16 protein-coding genes are annotated in these 25,517 nt (G+C 73.6%); 7 read left to right on the forward strand and 9 right to left on the reverse strand.

Annotation, left to right across the window (positions count from 1 at the left end; genetic code table 11):
- Positions 1-42: 42 nt before the first annotated feature.
- Positions 43-891 carry a hypothetical protein gene (locus Athai_RS28220; protein WP_203964286.1) on the reverse strand — a complete coding sequence of 283 codons (849 nt, stop codon included), beginning with the start codon at positions 889-891 and terminating at the stop codon, positions 43-45.
- Between the two features lie 1,019 nt (positions 892-1,910).
- Positions 1,911-3,152, reverse strand: coding sequence for a type VII secretion protein EccE (gene eccE, locus Athai_RS28225; RefSeq protein ID WP_203964287.1), 1,242 nt, complete (start codon positions 3,150-3,152; stop codon positions 1,911-1,913).
- Positions 3,153-3,403: 251 nt separating this feature from the next.
- On the opposite strand from eccE, the gene eccB reads away from it, so the two are divergent.
- From eccB to Athai_RS28240, 3 genes are all read left to right on the forward strand, one after another.
- Positions 3,404-4,855 carry a type VII secretion protein EccB gene (eccB, locus tag Athai_RS28230; protein ID WP_203964288.1) on the forward strand — a complete coding sequence of 484 codons (1,452 nt, stop codon included), beginning with the start codon at positions 3,404-3,406 and terminating at the stop codon, positions 4,853-4,855.
- A gap of 198 nt (positions 4,856-5,053) precedes the next feature.
- Positions 5,054-5,419 (forward strand): hypothetical protein, encoded by a 366-nt coding sequence (locus Athai_RS28235; protein WP_203964289.1) that lies wholly within the window; start codon positions 5,054-5,056, stop codon positions 5,417-5,419.
- Positions 5,419-6,579, forward strand: coding sequence for a WXG100 family type VII secretion target (locus tag Athai_RS28240; protein WP_203964290.1), 1,161 nt, complete (start codon positions 5,419-5,421; stop codon positions 6,577-6,579). The genes Athai_RS28235 and Athai_RS28240 overlap by 1 nt, the downstream gene beginning before the upstream one ends.
- 139 nt (positions 6,580-6,718) lie before the next feature.
- On the opposite strand, the gene Athai_RS28245 is transcribed toward Athai_RS28240, so the two are convergent.
- Entirely contained in the window at positions 6,719-8,020 is a 1,302-nt protein-coding gene (locus tag Athai_RS28245; RefSeq protein WP_203964291.1) for a S8 family serine peptidase, read from the reverse strand.
- Between the two features lie 150 nt (positions 8,021-8,170).
- On the opposite strand from Athai_RS28245, the gene Athai_RS28250 reads away from it, so the two are divergent.
- Together Athai_RS28250 and Athai_RS28255 are read left to right on the forward strand one after the other, a co-directional pair.
- Entirely contained in the window at positions 8,171-10,573 is a 2,403-nt protein-coding gene (locus Athai_RS28250; protein WP_203964292.1) for a SpoIIE family protein phosphatase, read from the forward strand.
- 318 nt (positions 10,574-10,891) lie between these two features.
- The gene (locus Athai_RS28255; RefSeq protein ID WP_203964293.1) at positions 10,892-12,622 is read left to right on the forward strand and encodes a serine/threonine-protein kinase; all 1,731 of its coding nucleotides are present in this window, start codon (positions 10,892-10,894) and stop codon (positions 12,620-12,622) included.
- A gap of 121 nt (positions 12,623-12,743) precedes the next feature.
- On the opposite strand, the gene Athai_RS28260 is transcribed toward Athai_RS28255, so the two are convergent.
- From Athai_RS28260 to Athai_RS28275, 4 genes are all read right to left on the reverse strand, one after another.
- Positions 12,744-13,502, reverse strand: coding sequence for a phosphatase PAP2 family protein (locus Athai_RS28260; protein ID WP_203964294.1), 759 nt, complete (start codon positions 13,500-13,502; stop codon positions 12,744-12,746).
- 87 nt (positions 13,503-13,589) lie between these two features.
- Positions 13,590-14,333 carry a DUF4097 family beta strand repeat-containing protein gene (locus Athai_RS28265; RefSeq protein WP_203964295.1) on the reverse strand — a complete coding sequence of 248 codons (744 nt, stop codon included), beginning with the start codon at positions 14,331-14,333 and terminating at the stop codon, positions 13,590-13,592.
- A gap of 275 nt (positions 14,334-14,608) precedes the next feature.
- Positions 14,609-15,169, reverse strand: coding sequence for a response regulator (locus Athai_RS28270; protein WP_203964296.1), 561 nt, complete (start codon positions 15,167-15,169; stop codon positions 14,609-14,611).
- A gap of 97 nt (positions 15,170-15,266) precedes the next feature.
- The gene (locus Athai_RS28275) at positions 15,267-19,700 is read right to left on the reverse strand and encodes a HAMP domain-containing protein (protein WP_203964297.1); all 4,434 of its coding nucleotides are present in this window, start codon (positions 19,698-19,700) and stop codon (positions 15,267-15,269) included.
- A 393-nt stretch (positions 19,701-20,093) separates the two neighbouring features.
- Here Athai_RS28275 and Athai_RS28280 point away from each other — a divergent pair, with 393 nt between their 5' ends.
- Complete coding sequence (locus tag Athai_RS28280) at positions 20,094-22,202, forward strand: SpoIIE family protein phosphatase (protein WP_239157224.1); 2,109 nt, start codon at positions 20,094-20,096, stop codon at positions 22,200-22,202.
- A 168-nt stretch (positions 22,203-22,370) separates the two neighbouring features.
- Here Athai_RS28280 and mycP read toward each other — a convergent pair whose 3' ends face one another.
- Entirely contained in the window at positions 22,371-23,687 is a 1,317-nt protein-coding gene (gene mycP / locus Athai_RS28285; protein WP_239157225.1) for a type VII secretion-associated serine protease mycosin, read from the reverse strand.
- A gap of 190 nt (positions 23,688-23,877) precedes the next feature.
- The gene (locus Athai_RS28290) at positions 23,878-24,453 is read right to left on the reverse strand and encodes a hypothetical protein (RefSeq protein ID WP_203964299.1); all 576 of its coding nucleotides are present in this window, start codon (positions 24,451-24,453) and stop codon (positions 23,878-23,880) included.
- Positions 24,454-24,761: 308 nt separating this feature from the next.
- Between Athai_RS28290 and Athai_RS28295 the strand changes: the two genes are divergently transcribed.
- Positions 24,762-25,457: an SDR family oxidoreductase gene (locus Athai_RS28295; protein ID WP_203964300.1), complete on the forward strand. Its 696-nt coding sequence runs from the start codon at positions 24,762-24,764 to the stop codon at positions 25,455-25,457.
- Positions 25,458-25,517 lie beyond the last annotated feature (60 nt).

Genomic DNA, 25,517 nt, shown 5'->3' on the forward strand with positions numbered 1-25,517 from the left:
GGTTCGCATCGCTCCGGCCCGCCCGGCGCGATGCGAACCCGGTCAGCGTCGGGCGGCGCCGAACTGCTGGCTCTCCACGTCGGTCGGGTTGAGCCACAGGTACCGGTCGGCCTGGCCGCCGAGCACCGCCATCATGTCGTCCCGCATCACCTGGAGCAGGTTCACCGTCTCCGAGGTCAGCTGCAGCACCGACGCCGCCGCGAACGCCTCGGTCGACGCCAGCCGCTGCAGGAAGATCATGTTCGACGCCTGCACCGACGGGAAGCCGTACGCGGTGAGCTGCCGCAGCACCGTCAACTGGGTCTGCCAGGGGCCGAGCGCCGGCGGTTGCTGGGCGCCGTGCAGGCCCACGTCGTAGAGCATCAGGGCGGGTGAGGTCGCCGTCGCGCCCACGGTGACCGGACGTTCGCCCGACATCACCGCGACCCGGTCGTCCCGGCCGGTCGCCCAGCGCCCGAAGCCCTGCCACTCGCTCGGCTGGTTCGTGAACACGACCACCCGCGCGCCCATCGCGAGCGCCCGGAACACCGTCACCCGGGCCGCCCACAACCCGCCGATCAGCGACAACCGGGTCGGCTCGTCCCGGAACATGCGCACCAGCACCGGCGCCTTGCTGCCGTCCCGGCCGAGCAGCAGCCCGCTGCTGGTCCCCGGGACCTCGATCTGTTGCAGCGCACCGCGGGACACCCCGTGCATCCCGGCGCGCAACCGCTGGAACGGGCGGAGCCGGCGCGGCCGGGCCGCCGGGCGTTGCGGCTGCGCCGGCTCGACCCCGCCGTACACGGTGCCGGAGCCGAGCGGTGGCTGCTGCTGCCCCGGCCGGACCAGGCCCGGCATCGAGGCACCCGACACCGGCGCGCCGGACATCGGCAGGCCCGACACCGGGCTCATCTTGGGCGCTCCGCCAGCGTTGAGCGGCCCCGCCGGCCCGTTCGGCACCGGGCGGATCCGCGCGGCCGGATCGCCGCCCATCGGTACGAGTGCGCCGCCGGAGACCGGGATCCCACTGACCGGCGGGCCACCGACCGGCGGGCCGGACACCGAGGCCCCACCGACCGGCGGGCCGGACACCGGGGCCCCACCGACCGGCGGGCCGGACACCGGGATCCTGCTGACCGGCGACCCGGAGACAGGGATCCCACTGACCGGAGATCCGGCCACCGGAGTCCCACCGACCGGCGGGCCGGACACCGGATGCCCGGGCTGGACCGGCCGACCAGGCTGAACCGGCCGACCGGGCTGAACCGGCCGACCAGGCTCAACCGGCCGACCGGACTGGGCGGCCGAGGGCGGCACCGGGTGGGTCGCGGCGCCGGGCCCCGGCGCACCGGGCGGGGCCGGCGGTACGGCGGCAGCCGGCGGTACGGCGGCAGCCGGCGGTACGGCGGCAGCCGGCGGTACGGCGGCAGCCGGCGCGGCCGCGGCCGACGGCTGCGGTCGCGCGCCGGCCGCCGCCCCACCTTGCGGAGGCTCGTGCCGTGGCGTCGCCGCTGGGCCGGTCACCGCCCGGGGCGGGCCGGGGGGGCCGGGCCGGGACGGATTGCCGGGCTGAGGCGGGTGACCGGGCTCCGGCGGGTGGCCGGGCTGGGACGGTGCCCGCGGCGGCCGGGCCGAGCCGTACGTCGTACCCGAGGGAGCCCGGCCGGTCGGCTCCCCGGACGGCGGCACGCCCGGCCGGTCCGCGCCCGGCGGGGTGGCCCGGCCGTACGTGGTGGGCTGGGCCGGCGGTCCAGCGGCGGGCGGTGGCTCGGCCTGCCCGGTGCCCGGCTCGTCGACCGGGCGCCGGTAGCCGCCGCCCCGGGCGCCGTACCCGGTCGGCTGCGGGTCGGGCTCGTTCTCGTCGTCGTCGCGGGAGTGCCGGCCGCGGGGCGGCTCCGGCTCGTCCGGCCGGCGCGGGGACCCGTAGACGCTCACTGGGCGCCACCTCCACTCGGCGCGGTCGCGTACACCGACGGCGCCTGCTCTCCGTTGAGCCGGAACAGCTTGGCCCGGGACACCCGCGCCAAGTGCTGCAGCGCACGGCAGTTGCCGCTCAGCTGCTCGGGCTGGCCGCCGACCCGGACCAGGGTGCGGAAGTCGATGCCGTCGTCGCCGGGTGACATCGTGACCGCGACGCTGGTCAGCACCGCGGGGGTGCGGGCCAGCCGGCCGATCACGCCGCCGACGTCGCGCAGCCGGGGCCAGTCCCGCACCCAGAAGCAGGCGTGCGCCAAGCCGCCGGCCCGCCAGCTGGACCACTCCTCGCCGATCTGGCCGACCGAACCGGGGTCGACGTATCCGGTGACCCCGCAGGACTGGGCCAGCGCGTCGCGGACACCCTCGGCGTCGAGCAGCTCGTACTCCAGGCCGGCGCCGCTGATCGCCTTGCCGAGCCGGCCGATCGCGGTGGACAGCGCCCGGTGCACACCGTCCACGCCGCCGCCGCGGGTGGCGGCGGCCTGCGACGCGGTCGTCGGGTCGAGCCGGACCGCGACCCAGCATCGCTGGTCGATCGGTTCCACGCCCATGTCGTCGGAGGCGAGCTGCCGGTACGACCGGGCGGCCGGCGCGGTGTCGTCCAGCATCGCCGCCGGGCCGGGGATGGTGTGCACGACGATCTGCAGCACCGAGACGCGCAGGCCACCCTCGTCGAGCACCCGCGCCATCGCCTCCAGCGGCAGCGACTCGGTCGGGTCGCCGCGCAGCCCGGTGCGTGGCGCGACGGCGACCACCGCGAACCATCCGGCTTCGTCCTGGCCGATGCCGATCCGGTTGCCGCGGTCCTCGACGGTGCGGATGGACAGCTCGGGCACCAGCCGGCGCAGCGCGGCGAGCCGGGCGTCGTCGGTACTCGCGCCGCGGCCGTCCTTGCGCCGCTGGTAGCGGCGGCGCAGCAGCAGCCATTCGGTCCACCAGTGCCCGCCGGCCCGGCCGAACGCCAGGAACAGCAGCACCAGCGCGAGCACGCCGGTGCCGCCGAGCCAGTAGGCGGAGTGCAGGTTGGCGGCGATGATCAACGCGGCCAGCGCGACCTCGACCAGGACGAACTGGCCGACCCGGACGCCGCCGAACCGACGCCGGCCGCCGCGCGGCGCGAACGTCACCTCGCCGAGGTTCGCGTCGTCCAGTCGGACGGCGCCCCGGGCGGGCGGTGGTGCCTGCGTCATCACCATGGCTGGCATCCTTTCCCCGGTCCGGCTACCCGTCGTCGCCGCACCGGTCGCCCGGTGCGGCGGCCGGCACCTCGGTCGGCACTGCCCGGCTGGCCGCAGACCAACACGATTCGGCTCGACGCGCATGCACACGGTACCGGCGGGAATCTATCGTAGGGAGGCCGCAAAACCGTCAACTCTCGCGCGTGCACGCATCCCGTACGATCGGCCTCCGGTCGTGTCAAGACGTACCGGACGGCACGGGAGGGTGCATGCCCACGCGGCGCGAACAGTTGCAGGGCTATCGGTTCGTCACCAGGAGGATCGTCTCGGCGATGCTGTCCGGCGAGCCGGAGAGCACTGTGCTGCCGATGCGTCGACTCGGCCTCGCCGCCTTCGCCAGCTTCATGATCGCGACCATCGTCTTCGCCGGCGTCGGGGTGTACGGCATCCTCCGGCCGGGCGGCAAGAGCGCCTGGAAGAAGGACAACACGCTGGTGATCGAGCGCGAGTCCGGGGCGCGCTACATCTACCAGGGCGGCACCCTGCATCCGGTGCTCAACTACGCGTCCGCCCGGCTGATCGTCGGTGCGACCGCGCCACAGCAGGTCTCGGCGAACTCGCTGCGGGACGTGCCGCGCGGCGCGGCCATCGGCATCGTCGGCGCGCCGGACTCGGTGCCGTCCGCGGACGCGCTGGTCGGCCTGCCGTGGATCGTGTGCAGCTCGCCGCGGTTCGCCAGCTCCACCACCAGCCTCGCCACCGAGCTGATGGTGGGCCGGGCGCTGCCCGGCGGTCATGGCATGGGCGACAAGGGATTGCTGGTGACCGAGGGCAGCACCGACGGCACCATGTACCTGCTCTGGCACGACGAGCGATACAAGATCCCGGACGACACCAGCCTCACCTCGCTCGGTCTGACCGGCGCCGACCGGTCGGTGGTCGGTACCGCGATGATCTCCGCGGTGCCGCAGGGCCGCGACCTCGCGGTGCCGCGGATCCCGGGCAAGGGCGAGGCGGGCAAGACCGTCGACGGTACTCAGCACAAGGTCGGTGACGTGTTCCGCAGCGGCGACGTCTACTACGTGCTGATGCGCGACGGGCTGGTCTCGATCCACGAGGTGACGGCGAAACTGCTGCTGGCGGGCGCGCAGCCGACGCAGGTGCCGGCGAACGCGGTGGCCGGCGACCTGAACGCGCGCACCACCCTGGAGCCGAAGCACTTCCCGGCCAAGGTGCCGGAGATCGAGTCGCTGTCCGGGAGCCAGCCCGCGGTGTGCGCCGGCTACCGGGGCGCGAAGAAGGGCAGCGTGACCGAGTCGGTCACGCTCCGGCTGTACGAGCAGGCGCCGAAGGCGCTGCGGCCGGATCCGAATGCCGGCAACACCACCAGCGGGCCGGCGGACACCGGCCCGGTCGCGGACCGCATCGTGCTGCCCGGTGGGCACGGTGCGCTGGTCCGGGAGCAGCCGCAGCCCGGTGTCACGGCCGGCACCACCGTCTTTCTGGTGACCGACGAGGGTTTCAAGTACGCGCTGGTCACATCCGGGAAGAAGAACGCGAGCGAGCTGCTCGGCTTCGGCGGCCGGAAGCCGGTGCCGGTGCCGGTCGCACTGCTCGACCTGGTGCCGACCGGGCCGGCGCTCGACCCGGACCAGGCCACCCGGTTCAACATCGTCAACGCACCGTCGCCGACCGCGAGCCCGCAGAAGCAGACGGACTGACCGGTCCGGCGGGCACCGGCCACCGGGGCTGGCGACTGTCCGACATCGGACGAACCTCACCGCCCGGCACGGCCCGCGCAGACCGGCACAATGATCTCGGTTCGGTTGGTACCCATCCTTTACGCTGGCTACACGGCAGTCGGGCCGGGGCTCGGCCTGCCGCCGACTCGCAGTGACCGGGTGAAACGGGGCTTCTCGATGACCACCGAGTACGGCAAGACCGTTGTCGACGTCCACTCGCTGGAGGACTTCCAGACGGCGTTGGCCAACCATCACAGCGCAGCTGTCTCGATGCTCGAGACCATCGAGGCCAGGCTCTGGCACGCCAGCCCGAAGCTGGGCACCTTCAGCGACGGCAACGAAGCGGCGAGCTTCTACTCGTCGACGGCGAAGGACTACCACGACCGGGTGCAGCGGTTGAAGAGCGCGATCGAGGCGGCGCAACACGCCACCAAGACGATCCTCGCGACGTACCGGACCGCAGAGGCGCGCAACGACGCCAACTCGAAGGACATCGAGCGCACGCTCGCCCCGGTCGGTCACGCACTGAAGGAGAAGGCCTGATGGGCACCTACCCGCCGAAGGACTGCGAGGACCTCGTCGCCAAGTACGAGAAGTTCAGCCACGAGACGCTGTACGAGGGGCTCAAGGCCGGCGACCCGAACCAGGTGGACGGCCTGCTCGCCGACTGGAAGAAGATCGTCAGCGGCGTGCACGACATGAACACCAACCTCAGCGGCGAGCTGAAGAACCTCGCGAAGGAGTGGTCCAGCAGCTCCGGCGACGAGTTCCACCGACGGATGGGCCTGATCGCACGGTTCGCGGGTGACCTCGCCACCGACATCGGCGAGTTCCACGACACCCTGCAGGACGCGAACGGTCAGCTCCGCGAGGCGAAGAAACACAACGAGGACCCGGAAGACACCGACGACAACGGTCAGGCGATGGGCGGCGCCGCGAAGGGTGCCGCGATCGGTTCGGTGGCCGGGCCGGTCGGCACCCTCGCGGGTGGCGTCATCGGCGGAATCATGGGCCACAACAAGGACGAGGAGCAGAAGAAGGCGGCCAAGAACCGGATGGTGCAGCTGATCGCGCAGCTGGCCGGCACCTACCAGGGGGCCGCCGGGCAGTGGCACGTCACCAACCCGGACAAGGATCTGCCGGGCCACGACCTGCACGACCGCAGCAAGCATCCGGGGTCGGCCGACCCGGGCAGCGGCACCACCGCCCCACCCGGCACGCACGACGACACGCAGCACGACAAGGACCACAAGGTCGACGACAGGTACCACCGGCTGGACGACCACTCGCACGACACGCCACCGTCGACGACGCACGACCCGTCGCGGGACATCGGCGACGTGAACGGGCCCGGTGCCGGCGGATCGGTGCTGACCGGTGCGGGCGCCGGCCCCACCGGTGCCGGTTTCGGTGCCGGGCTGGGTGGCGGCACCGGCGCCGGCGCTGCCTCGTCGCCGAGTGGCGCATCGGGCGGCGGCGTCCCCGGCGGGGTGTTCGCCAACGCCGGCGGCGGTACGGCGGGGGCCACCGGAGGCCGCGGCGCGGTGCGGCCCCGCGGCGCAGCCGGCGGGCGCGGCTCCGGCGAGGGCGAAGGCGAGGAGTACAGCACCTGGCTGACCGAGGACGAGGAGGTCTGGGGCGGCGACGAGGAGGCCGCCACCGGCCTGCTCGGCGGCCGACCGCACGCCGACGACTGGCGCTGAGCCCGACCGGAGCGGCACCGGGCCGAGCAGCGCCGAGAGCGTGACCGGGCCGGGCCGAGCGAGAAACGACATCGGTGCCAGGGAACGACCGGACGACATCGGGGCCCGGGAGCGGCGCTCCCGGGCCCCGATGCTGTCGTCAGCGGCCGGGCGGCGGTGGGCCCCACTGGCCCGCCGGTACCGGCTCGTTGGGCGTGCGCTGCCACTGCGGCGGCGCCTGCTGCGGCTCGCCGTACCCGACCGGGCCGCCGCCGGGCCCGCCGGGCGGGCCGCCCGGACCGCCACCGCCACCGCCACCACCGCCGTTGTTCCCGCCACCGCCGCGACGGCGGGAGCGCAGCGTCACGATCACCACGATCAGCACCAGGATCAACAACGCGGCGACCACGATCACCGCGATCAGCACCGCGGTGGACAGGCCGGAATCCGCGCCCTTCGAACCGCTGGCGGAGGTGGTGGCGCCGCCGCCGGCGACCAGCGGGTTGCCGTCCGCCTTCGGTACCTGCGGGGCCAGTGCGGCGGCCGCGTCGACCGCACCGAACCCGTACACCGGGTCGCGGCCCTTCGCGCCGAGGTCCTGCGCGGTGGCGATGAGCCGGTTGACCGCGTCGGCCGAGGAGATGTCCGGGTACTTGGACATGATCAGCGCGAGCACGCCGGCGACCAGGGCGCTCGCGCCGCTGGTGCCGCTGGACGTCTCGTACTCCTTGCCGGGGACGCCGGTGGGGAAGGTGATCTTCTCGGCGGGCGCGGCGAGGACGGTGCCGTTGCCGGTGCTGGAGCCGGTCCAGGTCGAGCCGTTCCGGCCGAGGCCGGAGACGGCGACCACGCCGGGCACGTCGGCGGGCCGACCCAGCGGGGCCTTCGGGTCGTTGCCGGTGCTGGCGACGAGCACCGCGCGGTGCCGGGTCGCGTACGCGACGAGGTTCTTCTTCCACGGCGCGTCGGACGGATCGGCCTGATCGTCGACGCCGAACGACATGTTGACCACCCGCGCCCCGTGGTCGATCGCGTAGTGCACGAGCCGGGTGATCGTGTTCGGTGGCATCAGCGATGCCTGCTCGCCCTTGATCGCGTACACCGGGAGGATCTTCGCCTGCGGCGCGACACCGGGCATCCCGCCGGAACCGGCGATCAGCGCGGCCATGCTCGTACCGTGGCCGTCCCGGTCCCGGCGGCCGTCGCCGCCGCCCGGGTCGAATCCGGGCAGCACCCGGCCGGACAGCTGCGGGATCTGGTTGACGCCGCTGTCGAGGACCGCGACCGTGACGCCCCGACCGGTACCGATCTGCTGCGCCTGCGCCAGGTGCATCGCGTCCGGGTACCAGTTGGCGGACTTCAGGTCGGGGGCGGCCGACACCGCACCGGGCAGGGCGGCGGCGAGCAGCGCGCCGGCCAGGGCGCCGACGGCACCCGCCCGGAATGCCGATGTTCTGCGCACAGTGTCCTCCCGTTTTGACGGATTCCGGCCCACCATAGCGACTCGGGACGGTCCCGGCGTTCCCGACCGCGGCACGGTGCGGAACGCGGCCGGGGCCCGCCGGGCGGTACGCTCCACCGCGACCCGTCGTACCCAGGAGGCCGGCCTACCGTGAAGAACCAGGCGGGGAGCGGCGAGGGCGCGTCGGCCGGTGCGGGCGCGGCGCCCGACGCCGGTGCGGACCCGGCCGAGCCGCAGGAGGCGCTCGCCGGGGTCGTCGCCCGGCTGCGCGACGAGCTGGCCGGGATGCGCCGCGCGATGCGCAACCGGGCGGTCATCGAACAGGCCAAGGGCATGCTGGTGGAGCGGCTCGGGGTGGGCCCGGACGAGGCGTTCGACCATCTGGTTCGGCTGTCCCAGCGCACCAACATCAAACTGGCCGAGGTGGCCGCTGCGCTCGTCGGCGCGACCGCACCGGCGCCGGAGACCGACCAGCCGGCCGCGTTCCTGGACGACGAACTCGACCAGTACCTCGCGCACGCCCGCCGCCGCGCCGCCGGCCGTCCGGTCCCGGAACAGCCGCGGGCCCGGCAGCCGGAGGTCGAGGCGTTGCAGGCGCAGCACCAGCTGCTGTCCGCGCGCATCACGACCGCCCGGGAGTACCCGCAGCTCGCCGAGACCGTCGCGGAGGCCACCGTGGGCTGGCCGGCGCCGGCCGCGGTGTCGATCCTGCTGCGCGACCCGGCCGACCAGTTGCAGCCGGTCGGCGGGTACGGCGACGACGCCGCGGCGCCGCTCGCCGCCGCCGCCGGTACCGCCTTCAGCGACAGCGACACCGTCTGGGTCGCCGACACCGGCGACGCGACGATGCGCTCGGTGCTGGCCGTACCGCTGTCCGCCGGTACCGAGGTGGTCGGGGTGCTGGCGGTCGGGTGGCGGGAGCCGACCGAGCTGACCGCGCAGGCGCACCGCTACCTGGTGGCGCTGGCGGCGCCGATCGGTGGCCGGGTGGGCCGGCTGACGACCGCCGAGCTGCCCGCCACCGAGGCCGATCCGACCCGGGCGGTGCTGGACGCGGTACCCACGCCGGGGGTGCTGCTCGGGCCGGTGCGCGACGACGAGGGCCGGGTCGTCGACTTCCGCTTCGAGTACGCGAACGCCGCGGCGGCCGCGCAGCTGACCGCGCTGGCCGGGCCGGACGCGACGGACCGGACGCTGCTCGCGGTGCTGCCGGACACCGGCAGCCGGCTGCTGCTCGGTGAGTTCGCCCGGGTGCTCGCGGACGGTGAGCCGGCCCGGCTCGGCGACGTGACCATCGACGCCGCCGCGGACGGTACCGAGAGGTCGCTGGTGGCGCGGTTCGACGCGACCCGTCTCGGGGACGGGGTGCTGTGCCTGTGGCAGCGCCGCTCGACCGCCGAGGCGCTGCACGACCAGCTGTTGCAGGCGGAGCGGATCGGCCGGCTCGGTTCGTTCCGGTGGGACCTGCGCACCGGCGCGGCGCGCTGGTCGCCGGAGATGTACCGGCTGCTCGGCCGTACCGAGGAGCAGGGCGCGTTGCCGCTGTCGGACAGCGGCGAGTACGTGCACGCCGACGACTGGTACGCGGTGCAGGAGGCGATCCGCGGCGCGCTGCTGGCCGGCCGGGCGTTCACCGTCGAGCACCGGCTGGCGGACGCGCCGGGCCGCCGGCTGCGGCTCAGCGGCGAGCCGGAGTTCGACTCCGACGGTGCGGTGTGGGCGATCCGCGGTACCGCGCAGGACGTCACCGAGGAGCGGGCGGTCGAGTCGCAGCTGCGCCGCGCCCAGGAGGCGCTGGCCGCGCAGAAGCAGCGGCTGCGGGCCGAGTCGCGGGCGGCGGAGTCGATGCGGGACGCGCTGCTGCCGACCGATCCGGAGCTGACCGCGACGCCGGGGATCTCGGTGACCGGGTTGTGCCGGTCGTCCGAGGCGACCGGCCGGGTCGCCGGCGACTGGTACGACGTGTTCGCGCTGCGGTCGGGTCCGGCGGGCGCCTCGACCTACCTGGTGGTCGGCGACGTGGCCGGTGCCGGGCTGGCGGCGACGGTGGCGGCGGCGCGGCTGCGCAACGCGGTACGGGCGTACGCGGTGCTCGGCATGGACCCGGGCGAGCTGCTCTCGGCGCTGAACCGGATGATCGGCGAACTCGGCGCCGGCCAGCTGGCCACCCTGGTGGTGGCCCGGTACCAGCCGGCCGAGCACCGGATGCAGTGGGCCGCGGCCGGCCAGGCGGCGCCGCTGCGGTACGCGCCGGACGGTTCGGCGAGCGTGCTGACCGGCCCGCTGGGCCTGCCGGTCGGCGCCGCGCCGGACATCGCGTACCAGCAGGCGGCCGTCGACCTGCCGCCCGGCGAGCGGCTGCTGCTCTACACCGACGGCCTGGTGGTCCGGCGGGACCGCACGCTGGCGAGCGGCCTGGAGGCGCTGCTGCACGTCGGCGAGCACGTGGACCTGGGCGACCCGGCGGCGCTGGTGGACCACGTCACCGCGACGTTGGGCTCGGCGCCGGACGACGACCTGTGCGTCGTCGTCGCCGCCCCCACCGCGGAGTGAGCCGCCCCGACCGCGGAGTGCGCCGGCCGGGTCGCGAAGTGAGCCCCTCGACCACCCAGTGCGCCCCCTGCCCCGCGAGGTGAGCCCCCCGACCGCCCAGTGCGCCGCCTGGCCCGCGACGTGCGCCCGCTGGCCGCGGAGTGCGCCGCCTGGCCCGCGAGGTGAGCCCGCTGGCCGCGGAGTGCGCCGGCTGGCCCGCGGAGTGAGCCGGCGCCGGTCATGGAGCGAGCCGGCCCAGGCTCCGGTGTGACCCGGCACACTCCCGGTTCGGGGGCCGGGGAACCGGTCAGCCGGGCCGCTTCCGGCAGACTCTGGCAGGTGCAGAGCGTGCGGGCGGACACCGTACTCAACGGCCGGTACCGGTTGCGCCGACGGCTCGGCGCCGGCGGCATGTCCGTGGTGTGGCAGGCGTACGACCGGGTGCTCGAGCGGCCGGTCGCGATCAAGCTGCTGACCGGCGCCACGCCGGACACCGAGCGGGTGCGGGCCGAGGCCCGCGCCGTCGCCCGGCTGACCCACCCGCACATCGTCAACGTGTTCGACTGCGCCGAGGCGACCGGCCCGGACGGCACGGTGCTGCCGTTCGTGGTGATGGAGTACGTGCCGGGACGGTCCCTCGCGGCCCGGCTGGACGACGGCCCGCTGCCCTGGCCGGCGGCGGTGACGGTGGCCGCCGAGGTGGCCGACGCGCTGGCCGCGGCGCACGCGCGGGGCATCGTGCACCGCGACGTCACCGCGGCGAACGTGCTGCTCGCCGAGGCCGGCGCGAAGGTCGTCGACTTCGGCATCTCGGCGGCGATCGGCGACCGGGACGCCCCGCCCGGGGAGAACAGCATCCTCGGCACGCCCGCGTACCTGTCGCCGGAGCGGCTGGCCGGGCTGCCCGTCGAGCCGTCCTCCGACGTGTACTCGCTGGGCGTGCTGCTGCACGTGTTGCTGACCGGCGAGACCCCGTTCGGCGGCGACACCACGACCGACGCCACCCAGGCCCACTGGTACGGGCCGCCCGCGGCGTTGCCGCCGATCGCCGGCCTGCCGGCCGAGGTGGACCGGCTCCGGCGCCGCTGCCTGGCCAAGCGCGCCAAGGACCGGCCGACCGCCGCGCACCTCGCCGCCGAGTTGCACGCGCTGGCCCCGGTCGCCGAGGGAAGCGCCACGGACCTCCGCGCCCCGGCCGCCACCGCCGAGCCGCGTGCCGCCGAGGTTGTCGCACTGGCGGCCACCGCTGATCCCCGTGCCGCCGGTGTCCTCGATCCTGGGATGGCGCCGGGCGGGCCCGCCACCGACGTCGTCGACGCGGACGCGACCGTCGAGGGGCACGCCGGGGCCGCGTCGGTGGCGCCCGCCGGTCGGGCCGCCGCAGGGGAGGACGATCCGCCGGGCGTGGACCGGGCACCCGCCGCGGGCGCCCGGTACGAGCCGCGCCGCGGGCTCGGCACGGCGGGTCGCCGGGTGGCGCTGGCGGCGGCGGTGGTGCTGGTCCTGGCGGTCGCGGTCGGCGCGTCGGTGGCCGTCTGGCCGAAGGACCAGCACGGCGGCCGGACGTCGCCGGACGTCGCGCTCCCGGTCCCGGCGGCCAGTACCGGCCCGGCCACGCCGTCCGCGCGCAGCGGTACCGGCTCCGCCAGCGCCAGCCCGTCGCGCTCGGCGCGGGCGAGTGCCAGTACCGGTGCGGCGGCCTCGCCCCGGCCGTCCGGCTCGACGCGGCGGTCGGCGTCACCCGAGGGCGCGGTCGCCGGCGACTGCACCGTCGCCTGGTCGTACCAGAGCCGGCAGGGCAACGGGTACACCGCGACCGTGCTGGTGCGCAGCCGCAGGCAGGTGCACGGCTGGACGCTGACCTTCCGGCTGCCGGCCGGCCAGCGTGTCACCGCCGGGTGGAACGGTCACTTCAGCCAGGACGGCACGACCGTCTCGGTGCGGTCCGCAGGCTGGAACGACGATCTCACCGACCAGGGTGCCCAGGTCGGCTTCACCGCGACGGTCGGCGACCGGGATGGCCCGGGCACCGGGTTCGCCCTCGACGGCAGCACCTGCCGGATCGCCTGACGGCGCCGCTGCCTGCGCCGCCGCCGGTGAAGGCGCCGCATTCCGGTGACGACGCAGCTAGCCGGTGACGACGCCGCTGCCGGTGACGGCGCCGCTAGTGGTGCCGGCGGGGCGGAACAGTTCAGCGGCCGGTGCCGACGCGCGCCGGGTACGGCGGCCGGTCGTCCCGGCCGGACCGGTCCAGGGCGGGCAGCCAGCGGCGCAGCGGCGGCATTCGGGACAGGCCGGCGAGGAAGACGACCACGGCGGCGGTCGCGAGCGCCCCGCCGACGGTGTCGCCCGGGTAGTGCACGCCCAGATAGACCCGGGAGCCCATCACGAGCACGGCGAAGATCGCGCCGCCGATCGCCACGCCGCGCTTCGCCGCCGGCGGTACCAGGATGACGGCGGTGACCACGATCGCCCAGGCCGCGGCGGAGTGGCCGCTGGGGAAGCTGCCGCTGCTGGCCGGCTCCAGCCACAGCTTCTTGGTCGGCCGGTGCTCGTCGATCAGCGCCTTCGCCACGAAGGTGACACCGGCGGAGCCGACCAGCACGCCGAACACCCGCAACGCCTGGCCCCGGCGCCGGGCCAGCACCAGCACGATCGGGATGACCAGGCCGAGCACCCCCCACAGCTCCGGCGTCGCGACCAGCGTGAACAGCTTCGCGATCGGGGTGAACAGCCCGTTGCGCGCCGACGAGACGAGCCAGTCGGTGTCGGTGCCGGCGGTGGTCATCGGGCCGGTCTTGACGAACAGGCCGAGCAGCAGCAGCACGACGCCGAGGCCGACGCCGGCGCAGATCAGCCGGGCGCCGAGCGCCGCGGAGGGCCCGTAGGTGCCTGCGGCGAATTCGGTCTCTCGGGTGCGTACCGGCACCCGTACCCGTCCAGCGCTCATCGGATGAACCTTAACCTGCGGCCGGGCGAACGTTGGCCGACGCCGGGATGTAGCGCCGTTCGGCCACCCGGTCCGCGGTTCGACGGCTCAGCCGGTGGTGTGGATGGCGACGTCGCCGTTGTCGGTTTCGGCGGTGAGCGCCCGCTTCGCGTCCGGCTCGTCGGTCAGCTGCGACACCACGTCCCCGTACTTCGTCTGGGTCACCACGTGATACGACGAGTCCGGCACCGTCAGCGAGATCTCGCCGTACGTCGAGCGGGCGGTCGCCCGGGTCGGCGCGGTGCGAAACTTGAGTGAAATGTCGCCATTGTCGCTGCGGGCCATCACGTCGTCCGAGCGCAACTGGTCGGCCGACACCTGGCCGTAGTCGGTGGAGACGCGGATCGGGCCGGACATCCGGGACAACCGCACGTCGCCGTGCTCGGCCGCCACGTTCAGCCCGCCGGTCAGCCCCTCCGCCGAAACCTCGCCGTAGTCGGTGGACAGCGACACCGCGAGATCCGCCGGCACCGTCACCCGGTACCGGGCGCCGCAGTTCAGGTTCACCCCGACGCACGGTGCGGTCACCCGCAGCTCGTCGCCGTGCAGCTGCCAGCTGGCCCGGTTCGCCGCCTTGCCGGTCAGCCAGCGGTCCACCGTCACCGCGCCGGCCTTGCCCGGCACCACCGTCACGTCGTTGTCGGCCAGTACCGTCAGCGAGTCCGCGGACAGGTCGAACGACCTGACGCTGTGGGTGGTCTTCCCGGACAGGCCGACATCCATGCTGCAGCCGGTCAGCGCACCGCCCGCGAGCAGCAACGCGACCAGGGCCAACCCGTTTCGTACCCGCACCGGACGCCTCCCGTGTTCTGTGAAGTCGTCCCGACGCTACGGGTCGGCGCGGCCGGGCGGATCCGGGTCGCCCCCGGATCCGCACCCCTAGGGCGTGTCTTCATGGCCAGCCACCCGGCTGCGCCGGGCCCGTTCGCCCGCTCGCGGCGTTGTCGGCACGAGCGCATACGACACCGGTATGCACCCGCACCTGCGCCTTGCGAGCGAACAAAGGGACTCCGGCTCGCCCAGGCGGAGCCAAGAAGACACGCCCCTAGGGCGTGTCAGCGGTCCGGTCAGCGGTCCAGGACCTCGTCGGCCTCGCCGAGGATCGACAGCGCCTGGGAAACCGCCGCGCCGTCGGTGCCGCGCAGCACGTCCGCCGCTCTGTCCATGATGGACACCAGGGACCGCTGCTCGGCCTCCCGCGCCTTCGCGGTCGCGGTCTGCTCGGCCAGCTGCTGGTTCTTCAGCCACAGCTCGACGAACACCGACACCTTGGCCCGCAGCACCCACGGGTCGAACGGCTTGGTGATGTAGTCGACCGCACCGGCGGCATAGCCGCGGAACGCCAGGTGCGCGTCCCGGTCGACCGCGGTGAGGAAGATGATCGGCACGTGCCGGGTGCGCTCCCGCTGCTTGATGTGCCCGGCGGTCTCGAAGCCGTCCATTCCGGGCATCTGCGCGTCCAGCAGGATCACCGCGAAGTCCTCGCTGAGCAGGCGTTTCAACGCCTCCTCGCCGCTGCCCACGGCGATCGGATCGACCGGCATCCCCTGCAGGATCGCCTCCAGCGCGACCAGGTTCTCCCGCCGGTCGTCGACCATCAGTACCCGGGCGCGTCGCGGTGCTGTCATGTATGCGTTTCCTTCCCCATCGCACGGCCGATCCGAGCCGGTCTCCCCCGCCACCATTCTGGGCCCTCCCCGTCGGCGGAGCCAACGGGCCGGTGCGTCATTCTCCGCTGCCCCGGTTGGGCAGCCAGGACGCCATCAGGTCCAGCAGCTCGTCCAGGTCGACCGGCTTCGCGATGTAGTCCGACGCGCCGGCCTCCAGGCTCTTGTCCCGGTCACCGGGCATCGCCTTCGCGGTCAGGAAGACGATCGGCAGGTCGGCGAACTCGGGCTTCTGCCGGATCAGCTGCGTCGTCTCGTACCCGTCCATCTCCGGCATCATCGCGTCCATCAGGACGATGTCGACCGGCGCGTCGTCGGCCAGCTTGCGCACCCCGTCGCTGCCGTTGTCGGAGTACAGCACCGTCATGCCGTGCATCTCCAGCGCGCTGGACAGCGCGTACACGTTGCGGATGTCGTCGTCGACGATGAGCACCCGGATGCCGGACAGGTCCGGTGCCGCGCCCCGCTCGGTCTCGGTGCCGGCGGCGGCGTCGCGCTCGACCTCGGCGGGTCGCTCCGGCGGCGGTGCCACGATCGGTACCAGCGCCTTCGCCGCCTCCTGCACCGACACCGGCTTCCACGGCTCGGACGGCCGGGACGACAGCGCCGCGGCCGTCTCGGCCGGCAGTACCGCCGGGATCGTCAGGGTGAACGTGCTGCCGTGGCCCGGTTCGCTGCGCACCGTGATCATGCCGCCGAGCAGCTTCGCCGCCTCCCGGCTGATCGACAGGCCGAGCCCGGTACCGCCGTACTTGCGGCTGGTGGTGCCGTCGGCCTGCTGGAACGCGTCGAAGATGAGCTGCAGCTTGTCCTCCGGGATGCCGATCCCGGTGTCGGACACCGCGAACGACACGGTCTGCTCGGCGTCGTCGAGCGAGGCGACCCCGAACCGGGTGTCGGCGGGCGTCGGCTCGACCCGCAGCGACACCTGGCCGCCCGGCTCGGTGAACTTCACCGCGTTGGAGAACAGGTTGCGCAGGATCTGCTGCAGCCGCTGGGCGTCGGTGATCAGCCGGTCCGGGACCCCCTCCTCGACCGACACCGACAGCTTCAGCTTCTTCTCGTTGACCTGCGGTTGGAACGCCTGCCGCACGTACCCGGTGATCTCGTCGACGGGGACCTCGGCCGGCTGCACGTCCATCCGGCCGGCCTCGACCTTGGACAGGTCGAGGATGTCGTTGATCAGCACCAGCAGCTCCGAGCCGGAGCTGTGGATGGTGCGGGCGAAGTCGATCTGCTTGTCCGACAGGTTGCGCTCGGGGTTGTCGGCGAGCATCCGGGCCAGCAGCAGCAGGCTGTTCAGCGGGGTGCGCAGCTCGTGGCTCATGTTCGCCAGAAACTCCGACTTGTACTGCGAGGCCCGCGCGAGCTGCTGTGCCTTCTCCTCCAGGCCCAGCCGGGCCATCTCGATCTCGCGGTTCTTGACCTCGATGTTCTGCTTCTGCTCGGCGAGCGCGGTCGCCTTCTCCTCCAGTTCGAGGTTGGTGCGCTGCAGCTCGTTGGACTGGTCCTGCATCTCCCGGGCCAGCCGCTGCGACTGGGTCAGCAGCTCCTCGGTGCGCCGGTTCGCCAGGATCGTGTTCAACGCGATCGCGATCGTGGTGACCAGCCGGTCGAGGAACGTCAGGTGCAGCCCGGAGAACGTACCGAAGGAGGCGAACTCGATGACGCCGAGCGGCTCGCCCTCGAAGATCACCGGGAGTACCACCACGTCGGACGGCGGCGCGGTGCCCAGCCCGGAGCGCACCGTGAGGTAGCCCTCCGGGGTACCGGTGATCCGGATGGTGCGGCGGGACAGCACCGCCTGGCCGACCAGCCCCTCACCGGGCGCGAACACCACCTCGGTGCCGGGCGAGACGTAGCCGTACGAGGAGACCAGCCGCAGCCGGGGCACCCCGGCCTCTTCCCGGTCGTACATGAAGAACGCGCCGACCTGCGCGTTGACCAGCGGGGTCACCTCGTTCATGATCATCCGGCAGACCTCACCAATGTCCCGCTGGCCCTGCAACAGGGCGGACACCCGGGCCAGGTTGGAGTTCATCCAGTCCTGCTCGGCGTTCTTCTTGGTGGTGTCCCGGAGCGTGACGATCATCTGGTTGATGTTGTCCTTCAGCTCCGCGACCTCGCCCATCGCGGCGACCGCGACGGTCCGGGTCAGGTCGCCGCGGGTCACCGCGGTGGACACCTCGGCGATCGCGCGCAGCTGCGTGGTCAGCGTCGACGCCAGCTGGTTGACGTTCTCGGTCAGGTCCTGCCAGGTACCGGACACGCCCTTGACGTGCGCCTGACCGCCGAGCTTGCCCTCGGTACCGACCTCGCGGGCCACCCGGGTGACCTCGTCGGCGAAGCTCGACAGCTGGTCCACCATGGTGTTCACGGTGTTCTTCAGCTGCAGGATCTCGCCCTGCGCGTCGACCGTGATCTTCTGCGACAGGTCGCCCTTGGCCACCGCGGTGGTCACCGAGGCGATGTTGCGCACCTGGGAGGTCAGGTTCGACGCCATCGAGTTGACGTTGTTCGTCAGGTCCTGCCAGGTGCCGGAGACACCGGCGACCCGGGCCTGGCCGCCCAGGTTCCCCTCGGTACCGACCTCCCGGGCGACCCGGGTGACCTCGTCGGCGAAGCTCGACAGCTGGTCCACCATCGTGTTCACGGTCGACTTCAGTTCCAGGATCTCGCCCTGCGCGTCCACGGTGATCTTCTGCGACAGGTCACCGCGGGCGACGGCGGTGGACACCTGGGCGATGTTGCGCACCTGCGAGGTCAGGTTGCCGGCCATCGAGTTGACGTTGTCGGTCAAGTGGCGCCAGGTGCCGGACACGCCGGACACCCGGGCCTGGCCGCCGAGCTTGCCCTCGGTGCCGACCTCGCGCGCGACCCGGGTGACCTCATCGGCGAAGCTCGACAGCTGGTCCACCATGGTGTTCACGGTGTTCTTCAGCTGCAGGATCTCGCCCTGCGCATCGACCGTGATCTTCTGCGACAGGTCACCTTCGGCGACCGCGGTGGACACCTGCGCGATGTTGCGCACCTGCGAGGTCAGGTTCGACGCCATCGAGTTGACGTTGTCGGTCAGGTCCTTCCAGGTGCCCGAGACGCCGTGCACGTCGGCCTGGCCGCCCAGGTTCCCCTCGGTGCCGACCTCCCGGGCCACCCGGGTCACCTCGTCGGCGAACGACGACAGCTGGTCGACCATGGTGTTCACGGTGTTCTTCAGTTCGAGGATCTCGCCCTGCGCGTCGACGGTGATCTTCTGCGACAGGTCACCCTTGGCCACCGCGGTGGACACTTGCGCGATGTTGCGCACCTGCGAGGTCAGGTTGCCGGCCATCGAGTTCACGTTGTCGGTCAGGTCCCGCCAGGTGCCGGACACGCCGGACACCCGGGCCTGGCCGCCCAGCTTCCCTTCGGTACCGACCTCGCGCGCCACCCGGGTGACTTCGTCGGCGAACGACGACAGCTGGTCGACCATCGTGTTCACGGTCGACTTCAGTTCCAGGATCTCGCCCTGCGCGTTGACGGTGATCTTCTGCGACAGGTCGCCGCGGGCGACGGCGGTGGACACCGACGCGATGTTGCGGACCTGCGCGGTGAGGTTGGCCGCCATCGAGTTGACGTTGTCGGTCAGGTCCCGCCAGGTGCCGGACGCGCCGCGCACGTCGGCCTGGCCGCCCAGCTTCCCCTCGGTACCGACCTCCCGGGCCACCCGGGTCACCTCTTCGGCGAACACCCGGAGCGTGTCGGTGAGCGAGTTGATCGTGTCGGCCAGCTCGGCGACCTCGCCCTTCGCCCCGACGGTGATCTTGCGGGACAGGTCGCCCTGCGCGATCGCGGTGGCCGCCTGGGAGATCGACCGGACCTGGTTGGTCAGGTTCGACGCCATCAGGTTCACCGAGTCGGTCAGGTCCCGCCAGGTGCCGGACGCGCCGCGCACGTCGGCCTGGCCGCCCAGCTTCCCCTCGGTACCGACCTCCCGGGCCACCCGGGTGACCTCGGCGGTGAACGACGACAGCTGGTCGACCATCGCGTTGACGGTCTGCCCGATGCGGGCGAACTCCCCCTTCAACGGCCGGTCGTCGATGGTCAGCTCGGACCGCTGCGACAGGTCGCCGGCGGCGACCGCCTCGATCACCCGGGCGAACTCGCGGTTCGGCCGTACCAGGTCGTCGATGACCTCGTTGATCGAGCCGGCGGTCTCCTGCCAGCCGCCCTCCAGCGCCTCCTGGTCGAGCCGTTCGGCCAGCCGGCCCTCCCGACCGACCACCCGGCAGATCCGGCGGACCTCCCGGGTCGACCGCCGGTGCACGGCCACCACCTCGTTGAACCGGTCGGCGACGTCACCGGCCAGCCCTTCGCGGCGGGTCAACCGAACGTTGAAGTCGCCCCGGCGGAACCGGCTGAGCGCATCGGCCAACTCCACCAGGACCGCCTCGGCGGCCGTACCCTCGACCGGACCGCCGGCCGGTGAGTCCGTCCTGTCCACCGTCGTCATTGCTCGCTCACTGCTCCTCGCGGACGTCGGCCACGTCGTACGAACCCTACGGCTGGACGTGCCCACATGCACAGGCCGTAGCGACACGATCAGCGGTAGGGTTTCATCCCCCAGTCAACCGCACGGGACGGCCGACCTTTGGGGCACTAACAGCAAACAGGTACATTCTTCGCCCAGAAATTTGCAGTCTGCCACAACCGCAACGAGCCGGCCGCCGACGGTCACCGGCGCCGGCCGGCGCTCGGTATCGTGTGACGCAACCGCGGCGAGGATTCGGACAGCGCAGGGCGGATGCCCCGTCAGGCGGCACGTCGTGCCGAAAGTGCGGCGCCCGGGTGGGCGCCGGAGCGGCGGCGCCGACGCCGGTGGCGCCGGCCGGGAAGTGGGGGTGGGGTGACCACTGCGGTGCATCGCCGGCTCCGGCTGCCCGCCGACTACCGGTCACCGGCGGCCGCCCGGGCCGCCGTGCGCGAGGTGCTCGTCGAATCCGGCCAGAGCGACCTGCTCGACGAGGCCCTGCTGCTCACCACGGAGCTGTCCACCAACGGCGTCGTGCACGCCGGTACCGACCTCGACGTGGACATCGCCGCCGACGAGCGGGGCGTCACCGTCACGGTCACCGACTACCGCGGTGGGCCGATCGAGACGAACCTGCTCACCCCGGACGAGACCGCCGAGCACGGCCGCGGCCTGCTGCTGGTCGACCAGTTCGCCACCTCCTGGGGCACCACCCACGACCCGACCGGCAAGGGCGTCTGGTTCCGGCTGGAGCGCGGCGGCCCACCGGCCCGCACCCGGTACGGCCAGCCCACCCGGCCGCGCCCCGAATCACCGGAGGCCGCCGCCACCGGCCCGGCCGACGCGCTGGTCTGGCTGGTGCACGTGCCGGAGGACCTGCGACAGCGGCTGACCCTGCCGCAGCTGCTGTCCGAGCTGCTGCTGCGGCTCTGCGAGGTGATCGGCGCCGCCGGTGGCGCGGTGTACGTGGACGCCTCCGACGGCCGCGGCCAGCGGATGGTGGCCCGGCAGGGCACCGCGGGGTTGCCGGTGGTGGAGGCACCGGACGGCATCGCCGCCCCGGAAACCGAGCCGGAACCGGCCGGGTCCGCCCCGGCCGAGTCGGTCGCGCTGCCGCTGCCGCGACCGCTGTCCGGCCGGATCGAACTGCACACCGCCCCGGACGCGGCGCTCACCGAGTCGTGGCACTCGCTCGCCCAGCTGTCCGCCGAGCGGATGACCATCGCGATCGAGAACGACCGGCTGCGCGACATGGACCGGGCCCGGCGCAGTTGGCTGACGTACCTGGCCGAGGCGAGCGAGCTGCTGGCCCAGTCGCTCGACGTGGAGCTGACCCTGGCGCTGGTCCCGCAGCTGGTCGTACCGCGGCTCGGCGAGTGGTGCGCGCTGCACGTGCTGGACGAGTACGGCGAGCTGAGCCTCGCCGCGTCCACGCACGCCGACGAGGGCGCGCTGCCGCTGCTGCGCCGGCTGCTGTCCGGCCACGACGAGGAGGAGATCTCCGACCGGCTGGCCGAGGCGGCGCACGGCGACGGTGTCGTCGCGCTGCCCCGGCCGGCGGAGGGCGTCGCGGTACCGCTGATCGCCCGCGGCGGGGTGCTCGGCACGCTGTCCGTCGGCCGCCCGCCGGACCGGCTGCACGCGCCGGACGACGTCACGATCATCTCCGACATCGCCCGCCGCGCCGCACTGGCCATCGAGAACGCCCGCATCCACGCCGAACGAGCCGACGTCTCGCAGGCGTTCCAGCGGGCGCTGCTACCGTCGGCGCTGCCGACGGCGGACGGCGTCACGTTCGCCGCCGAGTACGAGCCGGCGAGCACCGGCACCGACGTCGGCGGCGACTTCTACGACGTGCTGGAACTCGGCGCCGACCAGTGGCTGATGTGCATCGGCGACGTGTGCGGCAAGGGCGCCCAGGCCGCGGCGCTGACCGGGGTGGTCCGGGACGTGATCCGGGTGCTGGTCCGGGACGGCCGGCCGCTCGGCCGGATCGTCGAACTGCTCAACCAGACGCTGCTCGACCAGCACGACGGCTACCGGTACTGCACCCTCGCGATGGCGGTGGTGACCCGCGCCGCGGACGGCGCGCTGGAGATCGAGCTGTGCCTGTCCGGGCACGACAAGCCGTTCCTGGTCCGGCCCGGTGCCGGCGCGGACGGCGGCGGGGCACCGGCCCCGGAGCAGGTCGGCGAGTGCGGTACCGCGGTCGGGTTGCTGCCGGAGGTGACGGTCACGCCGGTGAAGTTCCGGCTGGCGCCCGGCGATGCGCTGGTGTTCTTCACCGACGGGGTGACCGAGCGCCGCCGTGGCAGCACCCTGTTCGGCCATCAGCGGCTGCGCCGCGAGCTGCGCGGCCTGGCCGGGGCGCCGGCGGCGACCGTCGCCGGCAAGCTCACCGACGCGGTCCTGTCGTTCACCGCCGACCCGCCGCGCGACGACATCGCCGTGCTGGTCCTGCGGAACGAACCCGCGGCGCCCTGACCGACCGTGGCCCGGTGGGCGACGGCCCGGCGGGCGACGGCAGCCCGGGGTCGGCGAGCGCAGCCCCGGTCGGCGACCGCGGCGGCAACGGCCCGGCGGGCGGCTGCGGCGCGACGAGCGGCCCGGCGGGTGGCTGCGGCGCGACGAGCGGCCCGATGGGCACGGCGGTCAGTTGAGGTGGACGTCGACGGTGAAGGCGGCACCGCTGTCGCCGCCGGGCAGCCGGGCCGCGGCGGTGGCCGGTGGTTCCGGTTCGATCGGCGGGGGTGCGGTCGGGTCGTACTCGGGGTGCCGGCGCCGGGCCGACCGCGGCTCGGGCAGCCGGCCGCGCAGTCCGGGCCGCCAGCCGCGGCGCCGGCCGGCCGGCACGACGACGGCGAGGGCCAGCAGCAGCAGTACGACGGCGAGCAGGCCGACCGCCGCCCACAGCGCTGCGGTCCGCACCGGGTCGTCGGTGCCGGCGCTGCCGGCGGCGGCCGGCAGCGCCCCGTCCGCGGTGTCGGGGGTGGGGTTCGGTTCGCCAAGCACCTCGGTGACCGCGCGGTACGGGTTGACGACGCCGTAGCCGACCTTGTCGTCGCGCCCGTCGGCCGGGTGGTCGGCGGTCGCCTCCAGCCGGGTCAGCACCTGGTCCGGGGTCAGCTCCGGCCGGTACGCGCGGATCAGCGCCGCGGTGCCGGCCACCACCGGCGCCGCGAAGCTCGTACCGTTCTCTTGGAGGTAACCCGAGCCGGTCCCGGCGGGCGCGACGATGTCCTTGCTCGGCGCGGCGAGGTCGACCCAAGCACCGGTCTCGGACTCGCCGTCGTGGGCGCCGGACGAGTCGACGCCGCCGACGGCGATCACGTCCGGATAGGCGGCCGGGTAGGTGGGCTCGTCCTTACCGGCGTTACCGGTCGCGGCGACGAGCACCACCTGGTGCTGGTGCGCGTACGCCACCGCGGAGCGCAGCTGCGGGGTGTCGTCGGTGGTCAGCGACATGTTGACGACGCCCGCGCCGTGGTCGACCGCGTACCGGATGGCGGCGGCGATGCGCGGCGACCCGTTCTGGAACTTCTCGGTGTCCTCGGCGATCCGGATCGGCAGGATGGTCGCCTGCGGTGCCACCCCGTAGAAGCCGGAGCCGTCGACGCGCTTGGCGGCGATGATGCCGGCCACCATCGAGCCGTGGCCGTTGCAGTCGGTGTCGGCGGTGCCCTTGCCGCGGACCAGATCGGTGCCGGCCTCGACCCGGCCGGCGAGCTGCCGGTGCTGCGCGTTGACGCCGGAGTCGAGCACCGCGACCGTCACGCCGCTGCCCTGGCTGATCGGCCAGACCTGGTCGGCGGCGACCCGCTTGACCGCCCAGGGCCGGTAGTCGAGGGTGTCGCCCTGGCCGTGCGAGCACCGTGGGGCGGCACCGGCGGCGGCCGGCGCGACCAGCGCCGAACCGAGCAGCGCCCCGCAGGTCATGACCACGGCCACGGCGCGCTGCGCCACGGCCACGGCGCGCTGCCACGCGCCCGGCCGAGCGGGCCGGCGGGCCTGCCGGGAATCCGCTGGCTCCAGAGCTGCGGGTAGCCGTCGAATCACCCGAATGATCTTAGAGGGCCGCCCCAAACGGCGGCGACGCCGGCGGGCCCACCGCAGCCGGTGGGCCCGCCGCGGCGCCACCGCAGATGTCCACTATGGACAGTCAGGACAGGAACGGGACGTAGTCGTCGATCTTGTTCGCGAGGTGCTTCGGCAGGTCGGCGTTGAGCCAGGTGAAGGTGCCGAAGTGGTCGACCACCGCGATGCCGACGGCGGCCAGGCCGATCACGATCGACAGCACGGCCACCAGCCGGCCGCCGACGTGCGCCCGCCGCGCGCTGAACAGGCCGATCACCGACAGCAGGATGCCGAACGCGCCGACGACCGCACCGACTCGCGCCAGCACCTCGGTGACGCCGAGGGTGGCGCCGGCGACGGTGCAGATCAGGCCGATGGTGATCGGGAAGCTGGTCCGGGCCTTGCGCCGCTCGTCGTCGTTCAGGTCGAGCGCGGACGGGCTGCCCGCGGCGGGGGTGGCGAACGGGTTGGCCGGGCTGCCGCGGTCCGGCAGCCCGCCGAGCGCGGTACCGGCGAACGGGTTGTCCTCGTCCGCCGCGTCGGCGCGCCACGGCTCGGCGCCGCCCGGCCGGGGCGCGGTCTGGGTGGTGTTGCGCAATGGCAGGCGATGGGTCACCGGCTCGTCACCGGAGTTGAATCCGCCACCGTTCGGATCGGTCACAACGCGCCTCCTCGGTGCGTCTTTTCGGGGGGTGTTCCCGGCGAACCAGCCGACGTGCCTGGTGGTTGGTTCGCCGAGATGCCTGGTTGTGTAACACGGATCGGTACGCTTTGGGCAGACCCGCACGCACCGCCGCCGCCGACTCGCGGTGCGCAGTCGTCACCCGCGTACCGCCATCGGCGACTCACCGCACGCAGTGCGCGTCGAACCGGCCCGGTTCGGTGACATGAAAACCGTCACTTTGCATTTGCGTTAATTACTCGTTTTGCCGATGCCACGCAAGGTGCGGACAGTAATACGGTGGGGGCATGCGGGTGGTTGTGGCTGGCGGGCACGGGAAGATCGCACTCCGACTGACGCGCCAACTGGTGGCGCGTTCCGACGCCGTGGTGAGCCTGATCCGGAATCCGGATCAGGCCGACGAGCTTCGCGAGCTGGGCGCCGAGCCGATCGTGGTGGATCTGGAGTCGGCCACGGCCGAGGAGGTGGCCGAGCAGGTCAAGTACGCCGACGCGGTGGTGTTCGCGGCCGGCGCCGGGCCGGGCAGCGGGATCGAGCGCAAGCGGACGATGGACCGGGACGGCGCGATCCTGCTGGCCGACGCGGCCCGGCTGGCCGGCGTCCAGCGCTACCTGTTGGTGTCCTCGATGGGTGCCGGCGCACCGGCCCGGCCGGGCACCGACCCGGTGTTCGCCGCCTACCAGCAGGCCAAGGGCGAGGCGGAGGAGGAGCTGCGGCAGCGGCCCGACCTGGCGCTGACCATCGTGCGGCCGGGCCGGCTCACCGACGACCCCGGTACCGGACGGGTGCGGCTGGCGCCCGAGGCCGAGCGCGGTGAGGTGACCCGGGACGACGTGGCCTGGGTGCTGGCCGCCCTGCTGGACGAGCCGGACACCGCGGGCCTGACGTTGGAACTGGTCGGCGGGGGCGCCTCGATCGCACAGGCGGTGGCGGCGGTGGCGCGTACCGGGCACGGCGTCCGGCCGGAGCCCAACGGCCCCTGAATCACCGGCCACGTAGCGTCACGACATGCCTCCGGTCGTTACGTTGTGGTTTGTTGACCC

The organism is Actinocatenispora thailandica (genome assembly GCF_016865425.1).
In the GTDB taxonomy this organism is placed as follows: domain Bacteria; phylum Actinomycetota; class Actinomycetes; order Mycobacteriales; family Micromonosporaceae; genus Actinocatenispora; species Actinocatenispora thailandica.